This window comes from Escherichia sp. TW09308 (genome assembly GCF_000208565.1).
Taxonomy (GTDB): domain Bacteria; phylum Pseudomonadota; class Gammaproteobacteria; order Enterobacterales; family Enterobacteriaceae; genus Escherichia; species Escherichia marmotae.
In genome coordinates, this window is sequence record NZ_AEME01000001.1 from 1,986,280 (window position 1) to 2,010,688 (window position 24,409).

Sequence of the window (24,409 nt, forward strand, 5' to 3'; positions counted from 1 at the left end):
CGGCCCATCCGTAATGAATGGGCCGTAAAAAGAGATTACGCGACAGGGCGCGCAATAATGCTGCGGGTTTCCATGCGTACTTCGGCAATGGTGACGTCGATAACGTCGGTTACTTTGTAAACTGTTTCACCTTTAATTTGTACGGTGCCGTTTTCCTGACTGCAAACCAGCTCATCGCGCACGGCGTGTAAGAACGGTGCAGGGATAAAGGCGATAGCGCCGTTATCGACCAGACGCACACGCATACCGCCCCGGCTGATATCGACGATTTCTGCCGCAAAACGGGTGTCAGTGCCCGCTTTGTCTTTCAGGAAACGCGCGTACAACCAGTCCCCGACATCACGTTCTGCCATCCGGTTGAGACGACGACGCTCTGCCATTTGGGTGGTGATCTCATCCTGCGGACGCGTCGCCGTTTCGCCTTTGATGATCGCTTTCAGCAAACGATGGTTGATCATGTCGCCATACTTGCGAATTGGTGAAGTCCAGGTGGCATACGCTTCCAGACCGAGGCCAAAGTGAGGACCCGGTTCGGTGCTGATTTCCGCAAAAGACTGAAAACGGCGAATGCGGCTGTCGAGGAAGCCAGTCGGTTGCGCATCCAGCTCACGACGCAGTTTGCAGAAACCGTCCAGTGTGAGCACTTCTTCGGCATCAACATGCAGGCCATGCGTTTTCAGCAATGCTGCCAGCGCCTCGGCATTTGCCGGATCAAAGCCCATATGCACGTTATAGATACCGAAACCGAGCTTATCGCGCAGCACGCGGGCCGCACAAATGTTAGCGGCGATCATCGCTTCTTCGACAATACGGTTAGCAATACGGCGTGGTTCAGCGACGATATCCAACACTTCACCTTTTTCACCGAGAATAAAACGGTAATCCGGGCGATCTTTAAACACCAACGCATGGTTATTACGCCATTCGCCGCGACGCTGGCAAATTTGCGCTAACAGGCGGATTTGTCCGGCAATCGCATCACTTTCTGGCTGCCAGTCGCCGGTGTTTTCCAGCCAGTCGGAAACCTGGTCATAAACCAGTTTGGCTTTGGATTCGATGGTAGCGGCAAAAAATTCGATGTTGTCTTCAATGGTGCCATCAGCAGACAACGTCATCCGACATGCCAGTACCGGGCGCACTTCATTGGCACGCAGTGAGCAGAGATCGTCAGAAAGCTCGCGCGGCAGCATCGGGATGTTGAAGCCCGGCAGATAGTTGGTGAATGCGCGAATTTTCGCTGCTTTGTCCAGCTTGCTGCCTTCGGCAATCCACGCGGTTGGATCGGCAATTGCGACAATTAACTGCAGTTTGTCATCCGGTAACGCCTTCGCGAAGAGGGCATCATCCATATCTTCCGTGCTGGCACTGTCGATGGTGACAAAGTCCAGCGCGGTGAGATCTTCACGAACCAAACCCTCATCGAGCATTTCGGTGGCGACGCCATCTGGTGCTTCTTTTTCCAGGTTATGGCGCGCCAGGGTTACCCACCAGGGCACGAAGTGGTCATCACCAAAAGTGATGTATTGAGTCAGGTCAGCATAGAAAGAACGATCGCCTTTCAGCGGATGGCGGCGCATTTCGGCAACCGCCCAGTCGCCTTCTTTAAACTCATGATTCAGCCCGCGGGCAGCGCGGCAAGGAATAGCGTCTTTTAAGAGTGGATGATCAGGCACGATGGCCAGACGGTCATTCTTGCCCTGAACTTTACCCACGAAACGAGTCAGAAACGGTTCAACCAGTTCTTCTGGCTCTGCGGATTCACGATCTTTTTCACTGTGGATCACCGCGATAATTCGGTCGCCATGCATGACTTTTTTCATCTGCGGCGGCGGAATGAAATAACTTTTCTGTGCGTCGACTTCCAGGAAGCCAAAGCCTTTTTCAGTGGCTTTTACCACCCCTTCAGCGCGGGGCGTCTGGGAGTGCAGTTGCTGTTTAAGCTGCGCTAGCAGCGGGTTGTCCTGAAACATAATTGTCTATTTTGGTGGCCATTAGAGCGGCTGACAGTTTTACGCGATTCTGCCTGACGCAGCAAGGTTAATGTGTCTCACCCAACGCGATTTTTAAGCGATTTATCCAACCACAAAACCCGCTCCATACCAGCAGATTGATAACCTGCGCTGATGATGTTTCATGTTCGAGTAACGGGCTAAACTGGGCGGCGCTAAAGCGATCGGGTGCTCGTGTCAGCCATTGTATCGCCTGAACCGTGGCACGCTCAACAAAATGGCAGTCAGCCCACTGGTTTATTTCGTTTTCGCCCTGACGCAGAATGGATATTGCTTCTTTATATTCAAATGTTGAATGTATGAGAGAGGTGAAACAGGCAGCACTGCCGTTAATTCGTGCGCTGAGTAAAGCCGCAAGTTGATGGCTGGATTTTGTTGTTACCAACGGGCTGGATAACAACGCCACAAAGAGTGAAAACGATGCAGGATGCAGATTCAGGATTGCTGCCAGTTGGCGAAGTTCAGAGCCTGGCAACAGGAGAGCATTCGTCTCTTGCTCTCCAGAGAATTTTTCCCCTTCGTAGCAGGCACGCCAGCCGGTTGATACTTCAGCAAAAAGTGAGCTGTCAGCGTAGCTTTGCACGTCCAGACCGGGTAACCAGCGTACAGGTTGTCCAAGATAAGCCTGAAAAGTCGCAATTGCTCGCGCCTGAAAACCAACAAAACCAATAATTTGATTGATAATTACACAGTCCCAGGCGGTAAGCCCGACATCGTGAAGATGCTGGCGCGATCGGTTGTCGATAATCGATGGAGAGCCGGCCAGTTGACGGGCATATTGCGTGATTTGTGCCAGACGATGATTACTATCCCTGGAGGAGTCTGGTCCGGGAAGCGGTGTCAGACGCGCGGAATAGTAGTTGCATAAACGCTGGACGCCGCAGACCTGAGCAACGGTCAGAGCGGTCGACAGGCGTTCATAGGCGGTGAATGTCTGTAAACGGGTCACCGCAAGCTGATTGGGAAATAGCTCTACAGCAAGAGTACGCGCCGGGATCAGCCACGAATGAAAGGGATCAAGTGTTTCTTCGTCAAGGATCACGTCGAGCAGAAAAGGATCGGTAACCTGTGCAGCTTCCGGAACCAGAGGCAGAACGTCATGTTCTGCAGTGCTGGATTGCGTTTCGTGATACCAGTGGCTTTTGCCTGAACTGTGGCGTTGTTCCATGGGCGTTCCTTGGTCATAACGGAAATCGTTATCCTGACGCAAGGCGGAGAGGGGAGAAAGACGGATCGGTGATAACAAATATCAGAAAGGTATAACAGAAAAATGGGCGGCGTAACGCCGCCCATCATTACCCACAGAACGATTATTTCAGTTCCAGCTCGTTCATTGCAGCGATGCTGAAACCGCCGTCAACGTGAACCACTTCACCGGAGATACCGGCAGAGAGATCGGAACACAGGAACGCTGCGGAGTTACCCACATCCTCAATGGTAACCGTACGACGAATCGGAGTAACCGCTTCGCAGTGTGCCAGCATTTTACGGAAGTCTTTGATGCCAGAAGCGGCCAGAGTGCGGATCGGGCCAGCAGAGATGGCGTTAACGCGCACACCTTCCGGACCCATCGCGTTAGCCATATAGCGCACGTTCGCTTCCAGAGACGCTTTCGCCAGACCCATAACGTTGTAGTTCGGGATAGCGCGCTCAGCGCCCAGATAGGAAAGAGTCAGCAGGGCAGAACCCGGATTCAGCATAGAACGGCAAGCTTTTGCCATTGCAACGAAGCTGTAAGAGCTGATGTCGTGGGCAATTTTGAAGCCTTCACGAGTCACGGCGTTAACATAGTCGCCATCCAGCTGATCGCCAGGTGCAAAACCAATAGAGTGTACGAAACCGTCAAATTTCGGCCAGACTTTACCCAGTTCTGCGAACATGGTGTCGATGCTGGCATCTTCGGCAACATCGCACTGCAGAACGATGCTGGAACCTAATTGAGCGGCAAATTCTTCTACGCGGCCTTTCAGTTTATCGTTCTGGTAGGTGAATGCCAGTTCAGCTCCTTCGCGGTGCATCGCCTGAGCGATACCGTAGGCGATGGACAGTTTACTGGCAACACCGGTTACCAGAATGCGCTTACCGGAAAGAAAACCCATAGCTTTAATCCTTATTGTTGATGCTTGTTGTGCCTGAAAATCAGGCGATTCGTCGTTTTAGTAAACAGTACGAACAGATAAACGGTTATTATAATCAACCTGGCTGTGGGTGGCTATAGTTGCGCTTTCTGTACGGGGGAGAAGCTACAGTACAGAACATTTTGTTCTATCTGATCCTGACATCTTCAGGGGCAGGTTATGGGAATATCTCATAGAATCTGGCGACAACACGTCGCTGCCTTTCTCTGATGAACTGACATCAACGTAATATTTCAACCATCTTCACAGAATCTCCACAATCTCTTCATTATCAGAATATGCATCATGAATAAGATAAAAATACTTTCCATTACTTTGGAGAAACGTATAATTAGCCAAAATGAGAATGATCATTCTCACTAAGTGGAAGGCCAGGAGACAGAAATGACTAGCAAGCTGGAGATACGTCACAAACAGCGCCAGGATGAAATCATCAACGCCGCCCGTCGGTGTTTTCATCGCTGCGGTTTTCATGCCGCCAGTATGTCGCAAATTGCCAGCGAAGCTCAGCTTAGCGTCGGGCAGATCTACCGTTACTTCGCCAATAAAGACGCCATTATTGAAGAGATGGTTCGCCGTATCATCGACTTTCGTATTGCTCAGATGGACATTGACGCGCGTACCGATCGCTTCCCGGAAGTCCTTGCCTTGCGGAAATCCTTAAATGAAGACGACGACGCGTTGATGCTGGAAGTGGCCGCAGAAGCAACACGCAACCCGCGGGTGATGGCAATGCTCGAGGAAGCTGACGCCAGAATGTTCGCTAACGGTTGTGCGCATATGAAAAGAATGCATCCCCATCTTAGCGATGAGCACATTCGTTGTTGCGTTGAGGTGCTCGCCACTATGATGGAAGGTACGGTTTATCGTCGTTTAACACCGCAAAAAAGCGATCCACAACGTCTGCAGGAAATATATCAGGATATTATTAGTATGTTGATAAATAAATAAGAACAGAATTAACCGATAGCGGGGGATATTAATCCCCCTTATTTCATCGCGAAATAAATTTCGCGATGCGGGTTTGTTATATCTGAATATCCCTGACATATCCTCATTAATTTTAATGAGGAGGGTATTGTTCACCCTGGAGAAAATAATGAAGTATATAGCAACGTCTGTAGTGGCAATGCTGCTCTTATCTGGTTGTGATAATACGCAAAATAACAATTCATCCCCGTCGGAAACAGAAGTGGGCGTTGTTACGCTCAAATCTCAACCGGTTTCTGTAGTCAGTGAATTAACCGGGCGCACCAGTGCGGCACTCAGTGCTGAAGTACGTCCGCAGGTTGGGGGAATTATCCAGAAACGCTTATTTAAGGAAGGTGATCTGGTTAAGGCCGGACAGCCGCTCTACCAGATTGATTCGGCCAGTTATCGGGCGACATGGAATGAAGCCCGTGCTGCGTTGCAACAGGCGCAGGCACTGGTAAAAGCCGATTGCCAGAAAGCGCAGCGTTATGCCCGACTGGTGAAAGATAGCGGCGTGTCACAACAGGATGCTGATGATGCTCAGTCTACCTGTGCACAAGATAAAGCCAGTGTAGAAGCGAAAAAAGCTGCACTGGAAACCGCGCGAATTAATCTTGACTGGACCACGGTCACCGCGCCGATTTCCGGGCGCATAGGCATTTCGTCGGTGACGCCTGGCGCACTGGTGACCGCGTCGCAGGATACGGCGTTAACGACTATTCGTGGTCTGGAAACGATGTATGTTGATCTCACTCGCTCCAGTGTCGATTTACTGCGTCTGCGCAAACAGTCGCTGGCAACCAACAGCGATACCATGAGCGTCTCACTTATCCTGGAAGATGGTACAACGTATAGCGAAAAAGGTCGGCTGGAACTCACCGAAGTGGCCGTTGATGAATCTACCGGTTCGGTAACATTACGGGCGATTTTCCCTAATCCACAGCAGCAGTTGTTACCGGGTATGTTTGTTCGCGCTCGTGTCGATGAAGGCGTGATGGAAAACGCTATTCTCGCGCCGCAACAAGGTGTTACGCGTGATGCTAAAGGTAATGCTACCGCGCTGGTGGTGAATAAAGACAATAAAGTAGAGCAGCGCACGCTCGAAACGGGAGAAACCTACGGTGATAAATGGCTGGTGTTGGACGGCCTGCACAACGGTGACCGACTGATTGTCGAAGGTTCCGCCAAAGTAACTTCAGGGCAGACCGTCAAGGCCGTTGAGGTTCAGGCTAATGGAGGCAATGCCTGATGTTTTCGCGTTTTTTTGTTCGCAGACCCGTCTTTGCCTGGGTTATCGCCATTTTGATTATGTTGGCGGGGATTCTGGCCATTCGCACATTACCCGTCGCGCAATATCCTGATGTTGCGCCGCCGACCATCAGAATTTCAGCTACTTATACCGGTGCTTCTGCCGAAACGCTGGAAAACAGTGTAACTCAGGTTATCGAACAACAACTTACCGGGCTGGATAATTTGCTCTACTTCAGTTCCACCAGTAGTTCGGATGGCTCAGTCAGTATTAATGTGACGTTTGAACAAGGCACTGACCCTGATACCGCGCAGGTGCAGGTACAAAATAAAATACAGCAGGCGGAGTCACGTTTACCGAGCGAAGTACAGCAAACCGGTGTCACGGTGGAGAAATCACAAAGCAACTTTTTGCTGATTGCTGCCGTATATGACACTACCGACAAAGCGACCAGTTCCGATATTGCTGACTGGCTGGTGAGTAATCTTCAGGACCCGCTGGCGCGTGTTGAAGGCGTAGGGAGTCTGCAAGTTTTTGGGGCTGAATATGCGATGCGCATCTGGCTTGATCCAGCCAAACTGGCCTCATACTCGCTGATGCCATCCGATGTACAAAGTGCAATTGAAGCGCAAAACGTGCAAGTTACTGCCGGGAAAATCGGTGCTTTACCGTCATCGAACACGCAACAATTGACGGCAACAGTTCGTGCTCAGTCACGCCTGCAAACCGTTGAGCAATTTAAAAATATTATTGTTAAAAGCCAGTCAGACGGCGCGGTTGTTCGCATCAAGGATGTGGCTCGCGTTGAGATGGGTAGCGAAGATTATAACGCCATCAGTAAGTTGAACGGTCATCCGGCCGCAGGGGTAGCCGTGATGCTCTCACCGGGAGCGAATGCGTTAAACACGGCGACGCTGGTAAAGGATAAAATCGCAGAATTTCAGCGCAACATGCCACAGGGATACGACATCGCTTACCCAAAAGACAGCACTGAATTTATTAAAATCTCCGTAGAGGACGTAATTCAGACGCTGTTTGAAGCCATCGTACTGGTGGTTTGTGTGATGTATTTATTCCTGCAAAACCTGCGCGCTACGCTGATCCCGGCGTTAGCCGTGCCGGTCGTCTTGCTGGGGACGTTTGGCGTTCTTGCGTTGTTTGGCTATTCGATTAATACCCTGACGTTATTTGCAATGGTACTGGCGATCGGCCTGTTGGTGGACGATGCCATTGTGGTGGTGGAGAACGTCGAACGTATTATGCGTGACGAAGGACTGCCTGCGCGTGAAGCAACGGAAAAATCAATGGGCGAAATTTCTGGCGCTCTGGTTGCTATTGCTCTGGTACTGTCTGCCGTATTTCTGCCAATGGCGTTCTTTGGGGGATCTACGGGGGTAATTTATCGTCAGTTTTCGATAACCATTATTTCCGCCATGCTGCTTTCCGTGGTGGTCGCATTAACGCTGACTCCTGCGCTTTGTGGTTCTGTCCTCCATCATGTTCCACCGCATAAAAAAGGTTTTTTCGGCGCATTCAACCGCTTTTACCGTCGTACTGAAGAAAAGTACCAGCATGGCGTCCTTTATGTTTTGCGTCGTGCGGTGCGGGCTATGGGTGTCTATGTCGTGCTGGGCGGTGGAATGGCTCTGATGATGTGGAAACTGCCGGGCAGTTTCTTACCCACTGAAGACCAGGGCGAAATCATGGTGCAGTACACGCTGCCAGCCGGAGCGACTGCAGCTCGTACAGCAGAAGTAAACCGCCAGATTGTTGACTGGTTCCTGGTAAACGAAAAAGCAAACACTGATGTCATTTTTACCGTTGATGGTTTTAGTTTTAGTGGTAGCGGGCAGAACACCGGGATGGCGTTTGTCTCGTTGAAAAACTGGTCACAACGTAAGGGTGCCGAAAATACCGCCCAGGCCATTGCCTTACGGGCAACCAAAGAGTTAGGGGCAATTCGTGATGCTACGGTATTTGCCATGACTCCACCTGCGGTTGATGGTCTGGGGCATAGCAATGGCTTTACGTTTGAATTAATGGCAAGTGGTGCTACTGACCGTGAAACCTTACTTCAAATGCGTAACAAGTTGATTGAACAGGCTAATCAAAGCCCTGAGCTGATTTCTGTACGTGCCAATGACCTGCCGCAAATGCCGCAATTGCAGGTAGATATTGATAACAATAAAGCTGTATCGCTGGGTTTGAGTTTAAGTGATGTCACCGATACGCTGGCCAGCGCGTGGGGCGGTACTTATGTGAATGACTTTATTGACCGTGGCCGTGTGAAAAAAGTCTACATTCAGGGCGACAGTGAGTTTCGTTCTGCGCCGTCAGACTTAGGGAAATGGTTTGTGCGTGGTAGCGATAACGCCATGACGCCATTCTCTGCTTTTGCTACTACGCGCTGGATCTATGGCCCGGAAAAACTGGTGCGTTACAACGGCTCCGCGGCTTATGAAATTCAGGGGGAAAACGCGAGTGGTTTTAGTTCTGGCGACGCGATGGCAAAAATGGAAGCTCTGGCAAACAACCTTCCGGCAGGGACAACCTGGGCCTGGAGTGGCTTGTCATTGCAGGAGAAACTGGCCAGCGGTCAGGCACTGAGTCTGTATGCGGTCTCTATTCTGGTGGTTTTCCTCTGCCTTGCAGCACTATACGAAAGTTGGTCAGTTCCGTTCTCGGTCATTCTGGTGATCCCGCTGGGGCTGCTCGGTGCGGCGCTGGCGGCCTGGATGCGTGATTTAAACAACGACGTTTACTTCCAGGTGGCGCTATTAACCACTATCGGTTTGTCGTCGAAAAACGCCATTCTGATTGTGGAATTTGCCGAAGCGGCGGTTGCTGAGGGCTATTCCCTGAGTCGTGCGGCATTACGCGCGGCGCAGACCCGTTTACGTCCAATCATCATGACCTCGCTGGCGTTTATTGCGGGGGTTATGCCGCTGGCGATGGCGACCGGTGCAGGTGCGAACAGCCGCATCGCCATTGGTACGGGCATTATTGGCGGTACGCTGACCGCTACATTACTGGCCATCTTCTTCGTTCCTCTGTTTTTTGTGCTGGTTAAACGTTTGTTTGCCGGTAAACCGCGCCGTCAGGAGTAAGTTATGTTGCGTCGTTCTCTAATTTTTCTGGTGCTGTTGAGTGCGGGATGTGTCTCGCTCGATCCCCACTACAGCACGCCCGAATCCCCAATCCCGGCGAGCTTGCCGGGAGCACAGGGGCAGGGGAAGGCAATCAGCCATGACTGGCAACAGGTGATCCACGATCCCCGATTGCAGCAAGTGGTGACCATTGCACTGAACAGTAACCGCGATGTGCAAAAAGCGATTGCTGATATTGACTCAGCGCGGGCGCTCTATGGGCAAACTAATGCGTCGTTATTCCCGACGGTGAATGCAACCTTAAGTTCGACCCGCAGTCGTTCGCTGGCGAATGGCACGGGGACCACTGCTGAGGCTGACGGTACGGTGTCCAGTTTTACGTTAGATCTGTTTGGTCGTAATCAGAGTTTGTCACGGGCAGCGCGAGAAACCTGGCTTGCCAGTGAATTTACAGCCCAGAACACCCGTTTAACGCTGATTGCCGAAATCAGCACCGCCTGGCTGACCCTGGCGGCCGATAACAGCAACCTGGCTCTGGCAAAAGAAACGATGGCCAGCGCAGAGAACTCATTGAAAATTATCCAGCGCCAGCAGCAGGTTGGCACGGCGGCAGCGACAGATGTCAGCGAGGCGATGAGTATCTATCAGCAGGCGCGCGCCAGCGTTGCCAGCTACCAGACGCAAGTGATGCAGGATAAAAATGCCCTGAACTTACTGGCGGGTACAACACTTACGGAAAATCTGCTACCGGGAACACTGGAAAGCCTGCCGGAGCAGATGATAAGCCTGGTTCCTGCGGGAGTGTCATCTGACGTTTTGCTGCGTCGCCCGGATATCCAGGAAGCGGAACATAATCTGAAGAGCGCCAATGCTGATATTGGTGCCGCGCGGGCTAACTTTTTCCCGACGATTTCGCTGACTGCAAGTGCTGGCGTCGGCAGCGACGCATTATCGTCGCTGTTCAGCCACGGAATGCAGGTCTGGTCATTTGCGCCCTCGGTAACATTACCGCTGTTCACCGGCGGTAGTAATCTGGCGCAGCTTCGTTACGCAGAAGCACAAAAGCGCGGGCTTATTGCCACCTATGAGAAAACCGTTCAGAGCGCTTTCAAAGATGTTGCTGACGCGCTGGCTCGTAGAGCAACAGTTGAAGAACAACTGGATGCACAGCGTCAGTATGTTAAAGCTGAACAACAAACGGTCGATATTGGCCTGCGCCGCTATCAGGCCGGTGTCGGTGATTACCTGACCGTGTTGACGGCACAACGCACTTTGTGGAGCGCACAGCAGGCGTTACTGGCATTGCAACTGACTGATTTCACTAACCGGGTAACACTCTGGCAGTCGCTGGGCGGCGGCATGTCATCACTTAAGTAAGGAATAGTATGGCTAGAGTCTCTCTTTTATGGGCATTGATTCTTGGTCTTTTAGCCGGTATCGGCCCGATGTGTACTGACCTTTATTTGCCCGCATTACCTGAGATGTCGGAGCAACTGGCGACAACCACGACCATAACGCAATTGACGTTGACCGCGTCACTAATCGGTCTTGGCGTAGGGCAACTGTTATTTGGCCCTCTGAGCGACAAAATAGGGCGTAAACGCCCGTTAATCTTGTCGTTACTATTGTTTATTGTCTCCTCCATTTTGTGCGCGACAACTAACAATATTTACTGGCTGGTGGTCTGGCGTTTTATTCAGGGGATCGCGGGGGCAGGTGGTTCGGTGCTCTCTCGTTCTATTGCTCGTGACAAATATCAGGGGGTAACGCTGACCCAGTTCTTTGCACTGTTAATGACGGTGAATGGCCTGGCTCCGGTATTGTCGCCAGTGCTGGGAGGTTACATTGTCAGCACCTTTGACTGGCGCACTTTATTCTGGGTAATGGCTGAAATTAGCACCGTACTGTTGCTGGGCTGTCTGTTATTTATCCATGAGACATTGCCAGAAAATAAAAGGGGCTCATCATTACTATTAACCGGACGAAGTGTGGTGCAGAACCGCCGTTTCATGCGTTTTTGCCTGATTCAAAGTTTTATGCTGGCTGGCTTGTTTGCGTACATCGGTTCTTCGTCTTTCGTATTACAGAAAGAATTTGGCTTTAGCCCAATGCAATTCAGCCTGGTGTTTGGCCTTAACGGCATCGGGCTTATCATCGCTTCATGGGTCTTCTCACGACTGGCCCGACGACTTAACCCGATGAAATTGTTGAGAGGCGGCCTGGTAGCGGCGATTCTGTGTGCATTGCTCACTGTCTTATGTGCATGGTTGCAGTTACCCATTCCGGCACTGGTGGCATTATTTTTCACCATCGCATTTTGTAGCGGCATAGGCACTGTTGGTGGGGCTGAGGCAATGAGTGCTGTAGGGACGCAAGAATCAGGAACGGCATCTGCGCTGATGGGGATGAGTATGTTTGTCTTTGGCGGTATAGCTGCGCCGTTATCGGGAGTAGGTGGGGAAACTCTGTTAAAAATGAGTCTGGCGATTACGGTGTGTTACACGTTGGCATTGCTGGTTGCTCTCACCAGAATCGACAGTCAGAAGTAATGGATTAATGAATGCCTCATTCTGACGGGGATTTCCCCCTGTCAGAATGAGGCGCCGAAGATTAACGATCTTTGCGCCACGCATCTGCCGTCAACGCTTCGCCAAAGTGCCCGGAAATGAGCCGCTTGGTGAGTTCATGTAGCGGCGATGCCAGCACGTCAGCCGTACTGCCGCGCTCGACCACTTCGCCCTGATGCATGACCAGAACCTGGTCGCTGATATGCTTCATCATCCCGATGTGTTGGGTAACATAAATATAAGAAATGCCCTGTTTCTCTTGTAACTCCAGCATCAGGTTAATCAACTGCGAACGCATCGACATATCCAGCGAGGCGAGAGCTTCATCCGCGATAATGACTTTAGGGCGCAATATTAGTGCGCGAGCCAGACCCAGACGCTGTTTTTGCCCTGGTGCCAACATATGCGGATAGTAACTGACGTGATCCGGCAGCAGTCCGACCATACGCATCGTTTCAATAATCTGTTTGCGCCGCTGCTCAGGCTCGAGGTCAGTGTTCAGGCGCAGCGGAAAATCCAGGATCTGCGAGATACGTTGACGTGGATTCAACGAGGTCGACGGGTCCTGAAAGATCATGCGAATCCGCTGGCTGCGGAAAGAGTAATCGCCAAAATGCAGCGGATGATCGTCAATCAATAACTCACCGCTGGTTGGCTCAATCATTCCCGCCAGCATTTTCGCCAGCGTCGATTTTCCGGAACCGTTCTCGCCAATAATCGCCAGCGTCTGGCGTTCACGCAGAGTAAAGCTCAAGGGTTTTACGGCTTCTACGGTCTGACGACGAAACCAGCCGGTTCGGTAGCGGAACGTTTTGCTTAAATTACGCACTTCGAGCAGGGTTTCTATCATCTCACTCTTTCTCCATGTTCAGCGGGAAATGACAGGCATAGAGATGATTTTTCGCCCCCGTCAAACGCGGCGTCACAATACATTCTCGTTGTGCATACGGGCAACGTGGTCCCAGACGACAGCCAATCGGTAATTGTTCCAGCAGAGGGATGGCACCGGGCAGCGTATTGAGGCGACTTTTATGCGGCATCGCGCTGCCGAAGTCCGGTATCGCGCGGATCAACGCCTGGGTATAAGGATGATGCGGCATCGTCACCAGCTCCTTACTTGGCGCGGATTCCACCGTTTGGCCACAGTAAAGCACGTTAATTTTATCCGCCCATTGGCTAAGCATTTGTAAGTCATGGCTGATAAGCAAAATGGTGGTGTTACTGTTCTGATTCAGACGCGTCAGCAGGCGAAAAATTTGCGCCTGGGTGGTTGGCTCCATCGAGTTTGTCGGTTCGTCAGCTATCAGCAGACGTGGTTGATTTGCCAGCGCGATGGCAATCATCACTTTCTGGCATTCACCTTCGGTTAACTCATACGGAAAGCTGCGCATCGCATCTTTGTGATCTTTAATCCCCACACGGTGCAGCAGCTCAATGGCACGGCGTTTGCGCCAGCCAAAACGCTGCCACCAACGCCCTTTGTAGGTCCAGGCCGGGATGTTTTGCATCAACTGACGACCCACACGTTCAGAAGGGTCGAGACACGATTGCGGTTCCTGAAAGATCATCGATACATTGTGCCCAACCAGCTTGCGCCGTTCGCGCGCGGAGAGACGCAACAGATCGATATCATCAAAACGCATACGGTCAGCGGTAACACGCCAGTTATCTTTATTAACGCCACAAATCGCTTTCGCAATCAAACTTTTGCCGGAGCCAGACTCGCCAACAAGGCCACGGATTTCACCTTCGGTTAAGGTCATACTCACGCGGTCAACGGCTTTAACCCACTCATCACCGGTTTTAAATTCAATGGTCAGGTTACGAATATCCAGTAACGGCATTATTCCACCCCCGCAATAATCGCACGACGTACACCATCGCCAAGGAGGTTAACCAACAACACGCTGATCATAATTGCCGCTCCCGGCAGCATCACGGTCCACGGGGCGACATAAATCAGCTCCAGTGCATCGCCAAGCATCGCTCCCCATTCAGGCGAGGGGAGTTGCGCGCCGAGATCGAGAAAGCCCAGCGCGGCGATATCAAGAATTGCCATCGACAGTGCGCGGGTGATCTCTGTGACCAGTCCGGCGGTAATGTTCGGCAACACGGCAAACCAGAGAATATTCAGCGTCGTTGCGCCATCCAGACGGGCAGCAATAACGTACTCTTTTTCCAGCTCATCATGCACCATGCTGTAGACCGAACGCACCATACGCGGCAGTAACGCCAGCCAGACGGCAAACATTGCGTGCGACAAACTCGGCCCGGCAAACGCGACGACGATAATCGCCAGCAGCAGGGACGGGATCGCCAGTAAAGTATCCAGAATATGGTTAAGCACCGCTGACCGTAAACCATGCGTAGCACCGGCAAAGGTGCCGAGCACAAGACCACAGATTGTCGCGGCAAGCGTCACCACAAATGCGCCGCCGACGGTAGGCGCAGCACCGCTCAGTAAACGGCTTAAAACATCGCGACCAAGGTCATCGGTGCCGAGGAAAAAAGAGACTTCTCCGTAGCGCGACCATGACGGCGGCAACAATTGATAACCGAGAAATTGCTGGTCGATGTCGTAAGGCGCAAACCAGCCGCCAAAAATACACAACACAGCCAGCCCCGCGCAGCCGTACAGGCCGACCATTGCAGCGGCATCACCATAGAATTTGCGCCAGGCGGTACGCAGCGTGCCGGGCGGGCGCTTCTCGCTGTATACGCTATCGTAAGGCATACCATTCCTTATGTTTCAGAGGGTTAGCCATGGCACCCAAAATATCAGAAATCACGTTAACAATAATGACCAGTGAACCGCAGACCATCACTCCGGCGGAAATGGCTGCGTAATCCTGCTGGCGGATGGCGTTAATTAACCAGCGGCCAAGTCCAGGCCAGCTAAAGACCATTTCGGTGATCATCGCCAGTGTCAGCATGGTGGAGAACTGTAATCCCAGGCGAGGGATGACAGGAGGTAACGCGTTATGTAACACGTGGCGACGCAAAATAGTAAAGCGCGACAAACCGCGGGTTGCCGCTGCTTTCACATAGTTCTGGTCATACACTTCGATGGTGCTGATACGCATCAGACGGATCACTTCGGTAGTCGGTGCAACCGACAGGGTGATGACTGGCAATACCATATGACGCATTGCGCTCATGATCATTTCATCCCGCCACGGTGAGTCCGAAAGCCAGGCATCAATCAACGCAAAACCGGTAATCGGTTTCACTTCGTAGAGCAGATCGAAACGCCCTGAAACGGGCAGCCAGCCTAATGTAAGCGAACAAAACAGCGTCAACAGAAGCGCCAGCCAGAAAACAGGGATTGAAAAGCCCAATAACGCGATGGCGTTGATCAAATTATCCTGCCACTTATGGCGTGTAATTCCGGCAATCATCCCCACGGGGATCCCAACAATCAGCGCAAAACCGAAGGCGAGAATGCACAGCTCCATCGTCGCCGGGAAGACCTCTTTTAACTGCTCGGCAATCGGCTGACCGTTAATGCTGGAAACGCCAAAATCCCAGTGGATCAGGCCGTTAAACCAGAACACCCATGCATTCCACAGCGACGCGCCTTGTAACGGCGCATGTGGCGTGAAATAGCTCAAACTGAAGCCAACAAAGGTCAGCAGGAACAAGGTCACGATCAATAACAAAATGCGGCGTAAGGTGAAGATAATCATGGTTTTTTCACCTCATTTTGCTTTTCGCGGTACACCCCTGCGAAGGAGGCGTTACCAAACGGGCTAAGAACCAGCCCTTTGATATCGTAACGGTAGGCCTGCAAGCGCAGTGACGAGGCCAGCGGCAGAATGGGCAACTCCTGCGCCAGAATACTTTGCGCTTCGTCATAGGCTTCAATACGCGCAGCCAGTTGCTGCGAGGAGAGCGCCTTACGCAATACGCTGTCAAATTTCGGATCGCACCAGTGGGCAAGGTTGGTCTGGGAGTGAATGGCCGCACAGCTCAGTAACGGACGGAAGAAACTGTCCGGATCATTACTGTCCGTCGCCCAACCGGATAACGTCAGATCATGGCTCATATCCATCAATCGCGCCTCCTGAAAACGACCTTCTACCGGTACAATCACCACTTTCACGCCGACCTGCGCCATATCCGCCTGAATGAGTTCGGCGGTCTTCAGCGGGCTGGGGTTCCACGCCTGTGAGCGCGTCGGCACCCACAGTTTCAGCGTTAAGTTTTCCAGCCCCAACGCCTTCAACTGTTCGCGTGATTTCGCTGGATTGTATTCGGTAATTTTAGCCTCGTTGTCATAAGCCCACGAGGCGCGCGGTAAAATTGAGGCCGCAGTTTCAGCCGTACCGTAATAGATAGATTGCATCAGGCGCTGGTTATTGATCGACAACGCCAGCGCGTGGCGGACTGCTGGATTATTTAGCGGCGGTTTGGCGGTGTTAAACGCCAGATAGGCAACGTTCATCCCCGGACGCAGCGTTAAACGCAAACGCGGGTCATCGCGCAAAATAGATAGCTGACTGGCAGCGGGCCAGGCCAGAACGTCACATTCACCGGTCAAGAGTTTCGACAGCCGTCCGGTGCCGCCAGAGCCTAAATCCACCACCACCTGCGGCATCAACGGCTTGCCTCGCCAGAATTCATCATGACGTTGTAAGCGAATATATTGCCCCGTGCGATTTTCCGACAGTTTATACGGTCCGGTGCCGACGGGCTGGCGGTCGAGTTGCTCCTGGCGATCTTCTTGCTCTAACTTCTGGGCGTATTCGGCAGACATTACCGACGCATAGTGGGTTGCCAGGTGCCATAAAAAGGAGGCGTCAGGCTGGGACAGACGGAACTCAACGGTGTGATTATCCAGCTTGCGGACGCTTTTAACGTTGTCGGCAAATTGCAGACTGTCGAAATAGGGGAAGTTGCTACCGTTGACGTTATGCCACGGGTTGCTGCGGTCAAAAATTCGCTGGAAGGTAAACACCACATCATCGGCATTCATTTTGCGCGTGGGAGTAAACCAGGCCGTTTTTTGAAACGGGACATCGCGGCGCAGGTGGAAGCGATAGGTCGCGCCGTTGTCGAGCACTTCCCAGCTTTCGGCAAGTTCCGGCATCAGACGATAGGTATAAGGATCGACATCCAGCAGTCGATCATAAAACTGGGCGGCAAGGGTATCGACAATTAACCCACTGCTCGCTTTGGATGGGTTAAAGGTGTTGACTTGTCCGCTGACGCAATAGACAAAACCGCTGTCGCGGATATCAGCGTGCGGGGCGGGTTCAGGCGCGGCTATTGCCTGACCACTCACAAGTCCAGCAATCACCAAAAGAGACGATAATACCTGGCGCATAATATTAAGGGATTTTATGTAAAGAGGCTATCTTACTAATATTTAATGACATTTGCCATTACCGTTTGTGTTCAGGGGTCGTAATGAGGGCCGTGTGGTTGGTCGTTGAACAGGTGGCGTCGCCATCTGTTCAACATTCGTACCCGTGATTTCTTTATAACTATAACTCACAGAACAACTTAGCGAGGTGCAGACAGGCGCGATCGTGAGACTGACTGCAGATTGCTGACAAGGTGTGTCTCATTTTTAGCCGGATGCGGTACGGCCTACAATCCTGGCCGGGCGTCCACTATTAAATGATTACTCATTACCCCATTGATTCAAGAACTCTGCGATCTCATCAATGTGCGCGGGATTAATCCCTGCTTCAGCGGCCATTTCATGCTGGGCTTCTTCGCTGATCTCTTCATTGTTCATCAAACGGGTGAGCAGTAACTGGAAGTAGTGGGCCAGCGCCGTGCGCTCAGATTCTGCGACAGATTTTGCGCATTCGCTCGCGTATTCATCGGCAATATCGAAATATTTCAGTGGGATATCGTGGTTCATGGTTTACCCTGGGGTTAATGCGTTAAGCATAGGGGCGGATGATAGCACTCGTGATCCGGGTCATACATCTTTTTATAGATAACGGCGCTGCGCACCGCCAGTGCGCCAGGCTGCGTCTGGCGAAACCCGTATCATGCACTAGCTGACAGTATATTGAATTTAAACGGTTTTGTTGGTCGAACAGGACGTTTACGCCGCATCCGGCAAGTGACATTGCCTAACCCCGCTAAATCTGGTGCTTTTTCAACAATGCGCGGAACTGATGATAGGTTAATCCCAGTAATTCAGCCGCGCGTTTCTGGTTATATTTCCCCTGTTGCAAACTGAGCTGAAGTAACTCTTTTTCCTGCAGCATCTGAAATTCGCGCAAATCCACTGGCAACGCCGGAAGTGATGTCGTTTCTGAAACGGCGATAGCTTCTTCCGGTGGACGCTGTTTAAAGGGATCAATAATGATGTCATCAAGCGGATAATCGCTGGTGCCGTGGCGATACACCGAACGTTCCACCACGTTTTTCAATTCACGAATATTTCCCGGCCAGCGATAATTTAGCAGCGTTTCTCTGGCGCGTTCCGTAAAACCCGGGAATAGAGGCAGTTTGATTTCCCGACACATTTGGATGGCAAAGTGTTCCGCCATCAGCATAATATCGCCTTCACGCTCACGCAGCGGCGGCAGTTGCACCACGTCGAAAGCCAGACGGTCGAGCAGGTCGGCGCGAAAAGTGCCTTCATTGACCATCGCCGGAAGGTCGGCGTTCGTGGCACATACCAGCCGCACATTGACCTGTAATGGCTGACTACCGCCGACGCGTTCCAGTTCACCATACTCGATCACGCGCAACAATTTTTCCTGCACCATCATCGGTGCCGTAGCGAGTTCATCAAGAAACAACGTGCCGCCGTCTGCGCGTTCAAATCGTCCCGGATGACGTTTTTGCGCGCCGGTAAACGCGCCAGCTTCATGGCCAAACAGTTCGGAATCCAGCAGATTTTCATTTAACGCCGCGCAGTTAAGAGAAATAAACGGCCCTTGCCAACGCGAAGAAAGGTAGTGCAGGCGGCTGGCGATCAACTCTTTACCGGTGCCGCGCTCGCCAATAATCAACACTGGTTTGTCCAGCGGCGCGAGATGCGAAACCTGTTCCAGCACTTCGAGAAAGCTGTTCGCTTCACCGAGTAAGTTATCTTTGTATTCAGCCATGATGAAATTCGCCACTTGTTAGTGTAATTCGCTAATTCATCCTGGCATGTTGCTGTTGAATCTTCAATCAGATCTTTATAAATCAAAAAGATAAAAATTGGCACGCAAATTGTATTAACAGTTCAGCAGGACAATCCTGAACAAAGAAATCAAGAGGACAACATTATGGGTATTTTTTCTCGCTTTGCCGACATCGTGAATGCCAACATCAACGCCCTTTTAGAGAAGGCGGAAGACCCGCAGAAACTGGTGCGTCTGATGATCCAGGAGATGGAAGACACTTTGGTTGAAGTGCGTTCTACTTCGGCGCGTGCGCTGGCGGAAAAGAAACAACTGACTCGCCGGATTGAACAAGCGTCGGCTCGTGAAGTTGAGTGGCAGGAAAAAGCCGAACTGGCACTGCTGAAAGAGAGAGAAGATCTGGCGCGTGCAGCGTTAATTGAAAAACAGAAACTGACCGATCTGATTAAGTCCCTGGAACATGAAGTGACGTTGGTGGACGATACGCTGGCGCGCATGAAGAAAGAGATAGGCGAACTGGAAAACAAGTTGAGCGAAACCCGCGCTCGCCAGCAGGCATTAATGCTGCGTCATCAGGCGGCGAATTCGTCGCGCGATGTGCGCCGTCAGTTGGATAGCGGAAAACTTGATGAAGCGATGGCGCGTTTCGAATCTTTCGAACGTCGTATCGACCAGATGGAAGCAGAAGCAGAAAGCCACAGCTTTGGTAAACAACGATCGCTGGATGAGCAATTTGCTGAACTGAAAGCCGATGACGCAATCAGCGAGCAACTGGCGCAATTAAAAGCCAAAATGAAGCAAGATAATCAATAATAACACCCCAGGCGGCGTCTGAACGCGCCGCCGCTCATCGTCTAAGGAGTACTTATGAGCGCGCTATTTCTGGCTATTCCGTTAACCATTTTTGTGCTGTTTGTTTTGCCTATCTGGTTATGGCTGCATTACAGCAACCGCTCCAGCCGTGGTGAATTGTCGCAAAGTGAACAGCAGCGATTAGCGCAACTGGCAGATGAGGCAAAACGGATGCGTGAGCGTATTCAGGCGCTGGAGTCCATTCTTGATGCTGAACATCCGAACTGGAGGGATCGCTAATGGCGGGTATTAATCTCAATAAAAAATTATGGCGCATCCCACAACAGGGCATGGTGCGTGGTGTCTGCGCAGGGATTGCCAATTATTTTGATGTGCCCGTAAAACTGGTGCGTATTCTCGTGGTGCTGTCGATATTCTTCGGCCTGGCGCTGTTTACCCTGGTCGCTTACGTCATCTTGTCATTTGCCCTTGACCCGATGCCGGACAACATGGCGTATGGTGAACAACAACCTTCCAGCAGCGAATTGCTGGATGAAGTCGACCGTGAACTGGCGGCCAGTGAAACGCGTTTACGCGAGATGGAACGTTATGTCACTTCCGACACTTTCTCGCTACGTAGTCGTTTCCGTCAACTGTGAGGAAAGTTATGAATATTCGTTGGCAACAGGCCGGGCAAAAGGTGAAGCCTGGTTTCAAATTAGCAGGCAAGCTGGTACTTCTTACCGCACTGCGCTATGGCCCGGCGGGCGTTGCTGGTTGGGCGATAAAATCTGTTGCTCGTCGGCCGCTGAAAATGTTGCTGGCTGTGGCGCTGGAACCGCTGTTAAGTCGGGCCGCTAATAAACTGGCACAGCGCTATAAAAGGTGAGGGGAGTTTCGCAAAAATTGTTAAATCTCAGGCGTATAATGGATAGCAATTTTCATCCATAGAAGGACGCTTACATGTTTAAAAAAGGGTTACTAGCGCTGACGCTGGCGTTTTCACTGCCTGTTTTTGCCGCTGAACACTGGATCGATGTTCGTATTCCAGAACAGTATCAGCAAGAGCACGTTCAGGGAGCCATCAATATTCCCCTGAAGGAAGTGAAAGAGCGTATTGCCACCGCCGTTCCGGATAAAAACGACACCGTTAAAGTGTATTGCAACGCAGGGCGTCAGTCCGGACAGGCAAAAGAAATCCTCAGCGAAATGGGGTACACCCACGTTGAAAACGCCGGTGGTCTTAAAGATATTGAGATGCCGAAGGTCAAAGGTTAAAAGAATTCACCATGAGCGGCGCTTATGCGCCGTTTTTTTCTGTCACACCTTATTTACATCCCCATAGATTATTTGCGTCAGCTCACAAATACGCTTTTTCCCTGGTAAAAAATGATTTCCTGCGTGACTAAAACCCTTGTGCTCAATTGACAGTTTATTTTCTGCGGAGTAGTCTCTCGCTTCATGGGACCGCTACCACGGAAAGGCAACATGAAACAGAAAATTACGGATTACCTGGACGAAATCTACGGTGGAACATTTACCGCAACTCATTTACAGAAACTTGTAACGCGTCTTGAGAGTGCGAAACGATTAATTACACAGCGACGTAAAAAACACTGGGATGAAAGTGATGTCGTGTTAATTACCTATGCCGATCAATTTCACAGTAATGATTTAAAACCACTACCCATATTTAATCAGTTCTACCATCAATGGCTGCAAAGCATTTTTTCACATGTTCATTTATTACCTTTTTACCCATGGTCATCTGATGATGGATTTTCGGTAATTAATTATCATCAGGTCGCCAGTGAAGCGGGGGAGTGGCAGGATATTCAGCAGCTCGGTGAATGCAGTCATTTAATGTTTGATTTTGTCTGCAACCATATGTCGGCAAAAAGTGAATGGTTTAAAAACTATTTGCAACAGCTTCCGGGTTTTGAAGATTTCTTTATTGCGGTTGATCCGAAAACCGATCTCAGTGCCGTCACCCGTCCGCGTGCGTTACCGCTATTAACGCCGTTTCAAATGGATGATAATTCCACGCGCCTTTATGGACCACCTTTAGCGACGATCAAATTGACCTCAATTACCGTAGCCCTGACGTGTTGCTGGCGATGGTGGATGTTTTGCTTTGTTACCTGGAAAAGGGCGCAGAGTATGTCCGCTTGGATGCCGTTGGCTTTATGTGGAAAGAGCCTGGAACAAGCTGCATCCATCTGGAAAAAACACATCTGATTATCAAACTGTTACGAACGATTATTGATGAAGTCGCGCCAGGTACGGTGATTATTACTGAGACGAATGTTCCGCATAAAGATAACATTGCTTACTTTGGCGAAGGCGATGACGAAGCGCATATGGTGTACCAGTTCTCGCTGCCGCCGCTGGTGTTACATGCGGTGCAAAAACAGAACGTCGAGGCGCTGTGCCAGTGGGCGCAAAGTCTGAGCTTGCCCTCCGGTAAAACGACCTGGTTTAACTTCCTCGCCTCTCACGATGGCATCGGGCTGAACCCACTGCGGGGCTTGTTACCAGAAAGCGAAATATTAGCGCTGGTCGAGGCATTACAGCAGGAAGGTGCATTAGTAAACTGGAAAAATAATCCCGACGGTACGCGCAGTCCCTATGAAATAAATGTCACCTATATGGATGCGTTAAGCCGCCGCGAGAGTAGCGATGAAGAACGTTGCGCCAGGTTTATCCTTGCCCATGCGATTTTGTTAAGTTTCCCCGGTGTGCCAGCGATATATATTCAAAGTATTCTGGGCTCGCGTAATGATTACGCAGGTGTCGAAAAACTCGGATATAATCGCGCGATTAATCGTAAAAAATATCACAGTGAAGAGATAACACGAGAACTGAACGATGAAGATACATTAAGGCATGCGGTATATCATGAGTTGTCGCGTTTAATTACACTTCGTCGCAGCCATAACGAGTTTCATCCGGATAATAATTTTACCATCGATACGGTTAATTCATCCGTAATGCGTATTCAAAGAAGTAACGCAGAGGGTAATTGTCTGACTGGATTGTTTAATGTCAGTAAAAATATTCAGCATGTAAATATTACTGATCTGCATGGTCGGGATCTGATTAGTGAAGTTGATATATTGGGTAATGAAATAACGCTGCGCCCCTGGCAGGTTATGTGGATTAAATAAAAAAGGAACATCTCATGATTAAATCAAAAATCGTGCTGTTATCAGCACTGGTTTCCTGCGCCCTGATTTCAGGCTGTAAAGAAGAAAATAAAACCCATGTATCCATCGAATTTATGCATTCTTCGGTGGAGCAGGAGCGTCAGGCAGTTATTAGTAAATTGATTGCCCGTTTTGAAAAAGAAAACCCAGGTATCACCGTTAAACAAGTGCCCGTGGAAGAGGACGCTTATAACACCAAAGTCATCACCCTTTCACGTAGCGGCTCGCTGCCGGAAGTGATCGAAACCAGCCATGACTACGCCAAAGTTATGGACAAAGAGCAGCTTATCGATCGCAAAGCGGTTGCCACGGTCATCAGCAACGTTGGTGAAGGCGCGTTTTACGATGGCGTACTGCGTATTGTGCGCACCGAAGATGGTAGCGCATGGACCGGTGTTCCCGTCAGCGCCTGGATTGGCGGCATCTGGTATCGCAAAGATGTGCTGGCAAAAGCGGGGCTGGAGGATCCGAAAAACTGGCAGCAACTGCTGGATGTCGCGCAAAAACTCAACGATCCAGCGAATAAAAAATACGGTATTGCGCTGCCTACGGCAGAAAGTGTGCTGACGGAACAATCTTTCTCCCAGTTTGCCTTATCCAACCAGGCCAACGTCTTTAACGCTGAAGGCAAAATCACCCTTGATACCCCAGAGATGATGCAGGCGCTGACCTATTACCGCGACCTTGCCGCCAACACGATGCCGGGTTCTAACGACATCATGGAAGTGAAAGACGCCTTTATGAACGGCACCGCGCCGATGGCGATTTACTCCACCTATATCCTTCCGGCTGTGATTAAAGAAGGCGACCCGAAAAACGTCGGTTTCGTGGTGCCAACCGAGAAAAACTCTGCGGTCTACGGCATGTTGACCTCGCTGACCATTACCGCCGGGCAAAAGACCGAAGAGACGGAAGCGGCGGAAAAATTTGTCACCTTTATGGAGCAGGCCGACAACATTGCCGACTGGGTGATGATGTCACCAGGCGCGGCGCTACCGGTGAACAAAGCGGTTGTCACTACCGCCACCTGGAAAGACAACGACGTGATCAAGGCGCTGGGAGAACTGCCGAATCAGCTAATCGGTGAACTGCCAAATATTCAGGTCTTTGGCGCAGTAGGGGATAAAAACTTTACCCGCATGGGTGATGTGACGGGGTCTGGCGTGGTGAGTTCAATGGTGCATAACGTCACCGTGGGTAAAGCCGATCTCCCTGGCACGCTGCAAACGAGCCAGAAAAAGCTGGATGAACTGATCGAACAGCACTAAACCC

The 24,409-nt window shown here is 50.9% G+C and carries 21 protein-coding genes and 1 pseudogene; 12 read left to right on the forward strand and 10 right to left on the reverse strand.

Annotated features, from left to right (window positions below; translation table 11 throughout):
- Nucleotides 1–35 precede the first annotated feature (35 nt).
- The 3 genes from ESM_RS0109540 to fabI form a co-directional block, all read right to left on the reverse strand.
- A complete protein-coding gene (locus tag ESM_RS0109540; protein WP_000484960.1) occupies nt 36–1,970 on the reverse strand; it encodes an exoribonuclease II in 1,935 nt (644 codons plus the stop codon).
- A gap of 67 nt (nt 1,971–2,037) precedes the next feature.
- Nucleotides 2,038–3,177 carry a CMD domain-containing protein gene (locus tag ESM_RS0109545; RefSeq protein ID WP_000437866.1) on the reverse strand — a complete coding sequence of 380 codons (1,140 nt, stop codon included), beginning with the start codon at nt 3,175–3,177 and terminating at the stop codon, nt 2,038–2,040.
- Between the two features lie 142 nt (nt 3,178–3,319).
- The gene (gene fabI / locus ESM_RS0109550) at nt 3,320–4,108 is read right to left on the reverse strand and encodes an enoyl-ACP reductase FabI (RefSeq protein WP_000506507.1); all 789 of its coding nucleotides are present in this window, start codon (nt 4,106–4,108) and stop codon (nt 3,320–3,322) included.
- Between the two features lie 423 nt (nt 4,109–4,531).
- Between fabI and ESM_RS0109555 the strand changes: the two genes are divergently transcribed.
- The 5 genes from ESM_RS0109555 to ESM_RS0109575 all read left to right on the forward strand — a co-directional run bounded on the left by ESM_RS0109555 (nt 4,532) and on the right by ESM_RS0109575 (nt 12,024).
- Nucleotides 4,532–5,098 (forward strand): TetR/AcrR family transcriptional regulator, encoded by a 567-nt coding sequence (locus tag ESM_RS0109555; RefSeq protein WP_000202112.1) that lies wholly within the window; start codon nt 4,532–4,534, stop codon nt 5,096–5,098.
- 148 nt (nt 5,099–5,246) lie between these two features.
- The gene (locus ESM_RS0109560; protein WP_000873794.1) at nt 5,247–6,368 is read left to right on the forward strand and encodes an efflux RND transporter periplasmic adaptor subunit; all 1,122 of its coding nucleotides are present in this window, start codon (nt 5,247–5,249) and stop codon (nt 6,366–6,368) included.
- Nucleotides 6,368–9,475: an efflux RND transporter permease subunit gene (locus ESM_RS0109565; RefSeq protein ID WP_000492824.1), complete on the forward strand. Its 3,108-nt coding sequence runs from the start codon at nt 6,368–6,370 to the stop codon at nt 9,473–9,475. The genes ESM_RS0109560 and ESM_RS0109565 overlap by 1 nt, the downstream gene beginning before the upstream one ends.
- Before the next feature lie 3 nt (nt 9,476–9,478).
- Complete coding sequence (locus ESM_RS0109570; protein WP_000946209.1) at nt 9,479–10,852, forward strand: efflux transporter outer membrane subunit; 1,374 nt, start codon at nt 9,479–9,481, stop codon at nt 10,850–10,852.
- 8 nt (nt 10,853–10,860) lie between these two features.
- Nucleotides 10,861–12,024, forward strand: coding sequence for a multidrug effflux MFS transporter (locus ESM_RS0109575; protein ID WP_000135008.1), 1,164 nt, complete (start codon nt 10,861–10,863; stop codon nt 12,022–12,024).
- Between the two features lie 61 nt (nt 12,025–12,085).
- Here the strand turns inward: ESM_RS0109575 and sapF are convergent, their stop codons facing one another.
- The 7 genes from sapF to pspF all read right to left on the reverse strand — a co-directional run bounded on the left by sapF (nt 12,086) and on the right by pspF (nt 19,118).
- Nucleotides 12,086–12,892 carry a peptide ABC transporter ATP-binding protein SapF gene (sapF, locus tag ESM_RS0109580; RefSeq protein WP_000573415.1) on the reverse strand — a complete coding sequence of 269 codons (807 nt, stop codon included), beginning with the start codon at nt 12,890–12,892 and terminating at the stop codon, nt 12,086–12,088.
- 1 nt (nt 12,893) lies between these two features.
- Nucleotides 12,894–13,886, reverse strand: a complete 993-nt coding sequence (sapD, locus tag ESM_RS0109585; protein WP_001128856.1) for a peptide ABC transporter ATP-binding protein SapD — start codon at nt 13,884–13,886, stop codon at nt 12,894–12,896.
- Nucleotides 13,886–14,776, reverse strand: coding sequence for a peptide ABC transporter permease SapC (gene sapC, locus ESM_RS0109590; RefSeq protein ID WP_001146144.1), 891 nt, complete (start codon nt 14,774–14,776; stop codon nt 13,886–13,888). The genes sapD and sapC overlap by 1 nt, the downstream gene beginning before the upstream one ends.
- Nucleotides 14,763–15,728, reverse strand: a complete 966-nt coding sequence (gene sapB / locus ESM_RS0109595) for a putrescine export ABC transporter permease SapB (protein WP_000583280.1) — start codon at nt 15,726–15,728, stop codon at nt 14,763–14,765. The genes sapC and sapB overlap by 14 nt, the downstream gene beginning before the upstream one ends.
- A complete protein-coding gene (sapA, locus tag ESM_RS0109600) occupies nt 15,725–17,368 on the reverse strand; it encodes an ABC transporter substrate-binding protein SapA (protein ID WP_001250188.1) in 1,644 nt (547 codons plus the stop codon). The genes sapB and sapA overlap by 4 nt, the downstream gene beginning before the upstream one ends.
- Nucleotides 17,369–17,668: 300 nt before the next feature.
- Nucleotides 17,669–17,914, reverse strand: coding sequence for a YmjA family protein (locus ESM_RS0109605; protein WP_001015094.1), 246 nt, complete (start codon nt 17,912–17,914; stop codon nt 17,669–17,671).
- Nucleotides 17,915–18,140: 226 nt separating this feature from the next.
- Nucleotides 18,141–19,118: a phage shock protein operon transcriptional activator gene (pspF, locus tag ESM_RS0109610; RefSeq protein ID WP_001516479.1), complete on the reverse strand. Its 978-nt coding sequence runs from the start codon at nt 19,116–19,118 to the stop codon at nt 18,141–18,143.
- Nucleotides 19,119–19,283: 165 nt separating this feature from the next.
- On the opposite strand from pspF, the gene pspA reads away from it, so the two are divergent.
- The 7 genes and pseudogenes from pspA to ESM_RS0109645 all read left to right on the forward strand — a co-directional run bounded on the left by pspA (nt 19,284) and on the right by ESM_RS0109645 (nt 24,405).
- Nucleotides 19,284–19,952: a phage shock protein PspA gene (gene pspA, locus ESM_RS0109615; RefSeq protein ID WP_000511027.1), complete on the forward strand. Its 669-nt coding sequence runs from the start codon at nt 19,284–19,286 to the stop codon at nt 19,950–19,952.
- 54 nt (nt 19,953–20,006) lie between these two features.
- Complete coding sequence (gene pspB / locus ESM_RS0109620) at nt 20,007–20,231, forward strand: envelope stress response membrane protein PspB (RefSeq protein WP_001274965.1); 225 nt, start codon at nt 20,007–20,009, stop codon at nt 20,229–20,231.
- Nucleotides 20,231–20,590, forward strand: a complete 360-nt coding sequence (gene pspC / locus ESM_RS0109625; RefSeq protein WP_000907392.1) for an envelope stress response membrane protein PspC — start codon at nt 20,231–20,233, stop codon at nt 20,588–20,590. The genes pspB and pspC overlap by 1 nt, the downstream gene beginning before the upstream one ends.
- An 8-nt stretch (nt 20,591–20,598) precedes the next feature.
- Nucleotides 20,599–20,820 carry a phage shock protein PspD gene (pspD, locus tag ESM_RS0109630; protein ID WP_001469239.1) on the forward strand — a complete coding sequence of 74 codons (222 nt, stop codon included), beginning with the start codon at nt 20,599–20,601 and terminating at the stop codon, nt 20,818–20,820.
- Between the two features lie 74 nt (nt 20,821–20,894).
- Nucleotides 20,895–21,209 (forward strand): thiosulfate sulfurtransferase PspE, encoded by a 315-nt coding sequence (gene pspE / locus ESM_RS0109635; RefSeq protein WP_000473116.1) that lies wholly within the window; start codon nt 20,895–20,897, stop codon nt 21,207–21,209.
- A gap of 210 nt (nt 21,210–21,419) precedes the next feature.
- Nucleotides 21,420–23,098, forward strand: a pseudogene (gene ycjM / locus ESM_RS01000000124500) (glucosylglycerate phosphorylase).
- A 14-nt stretch (nt 23,099–23,112) separates the two neighbouring features.
- Nucleotides 23,113–24,405, forward strand: a complete 1,293-nt coding sequence (locus ESM_RS0109645; protein ID WP_000597428.1) for an ABC transporter substrate-binding protein — start codon at nt 23,113–23,115, stop codon at nt 24,403–24,405.
- The last annotated feature ends 4 nt before the right edge of the window (nt 24,406–24,409 follow it).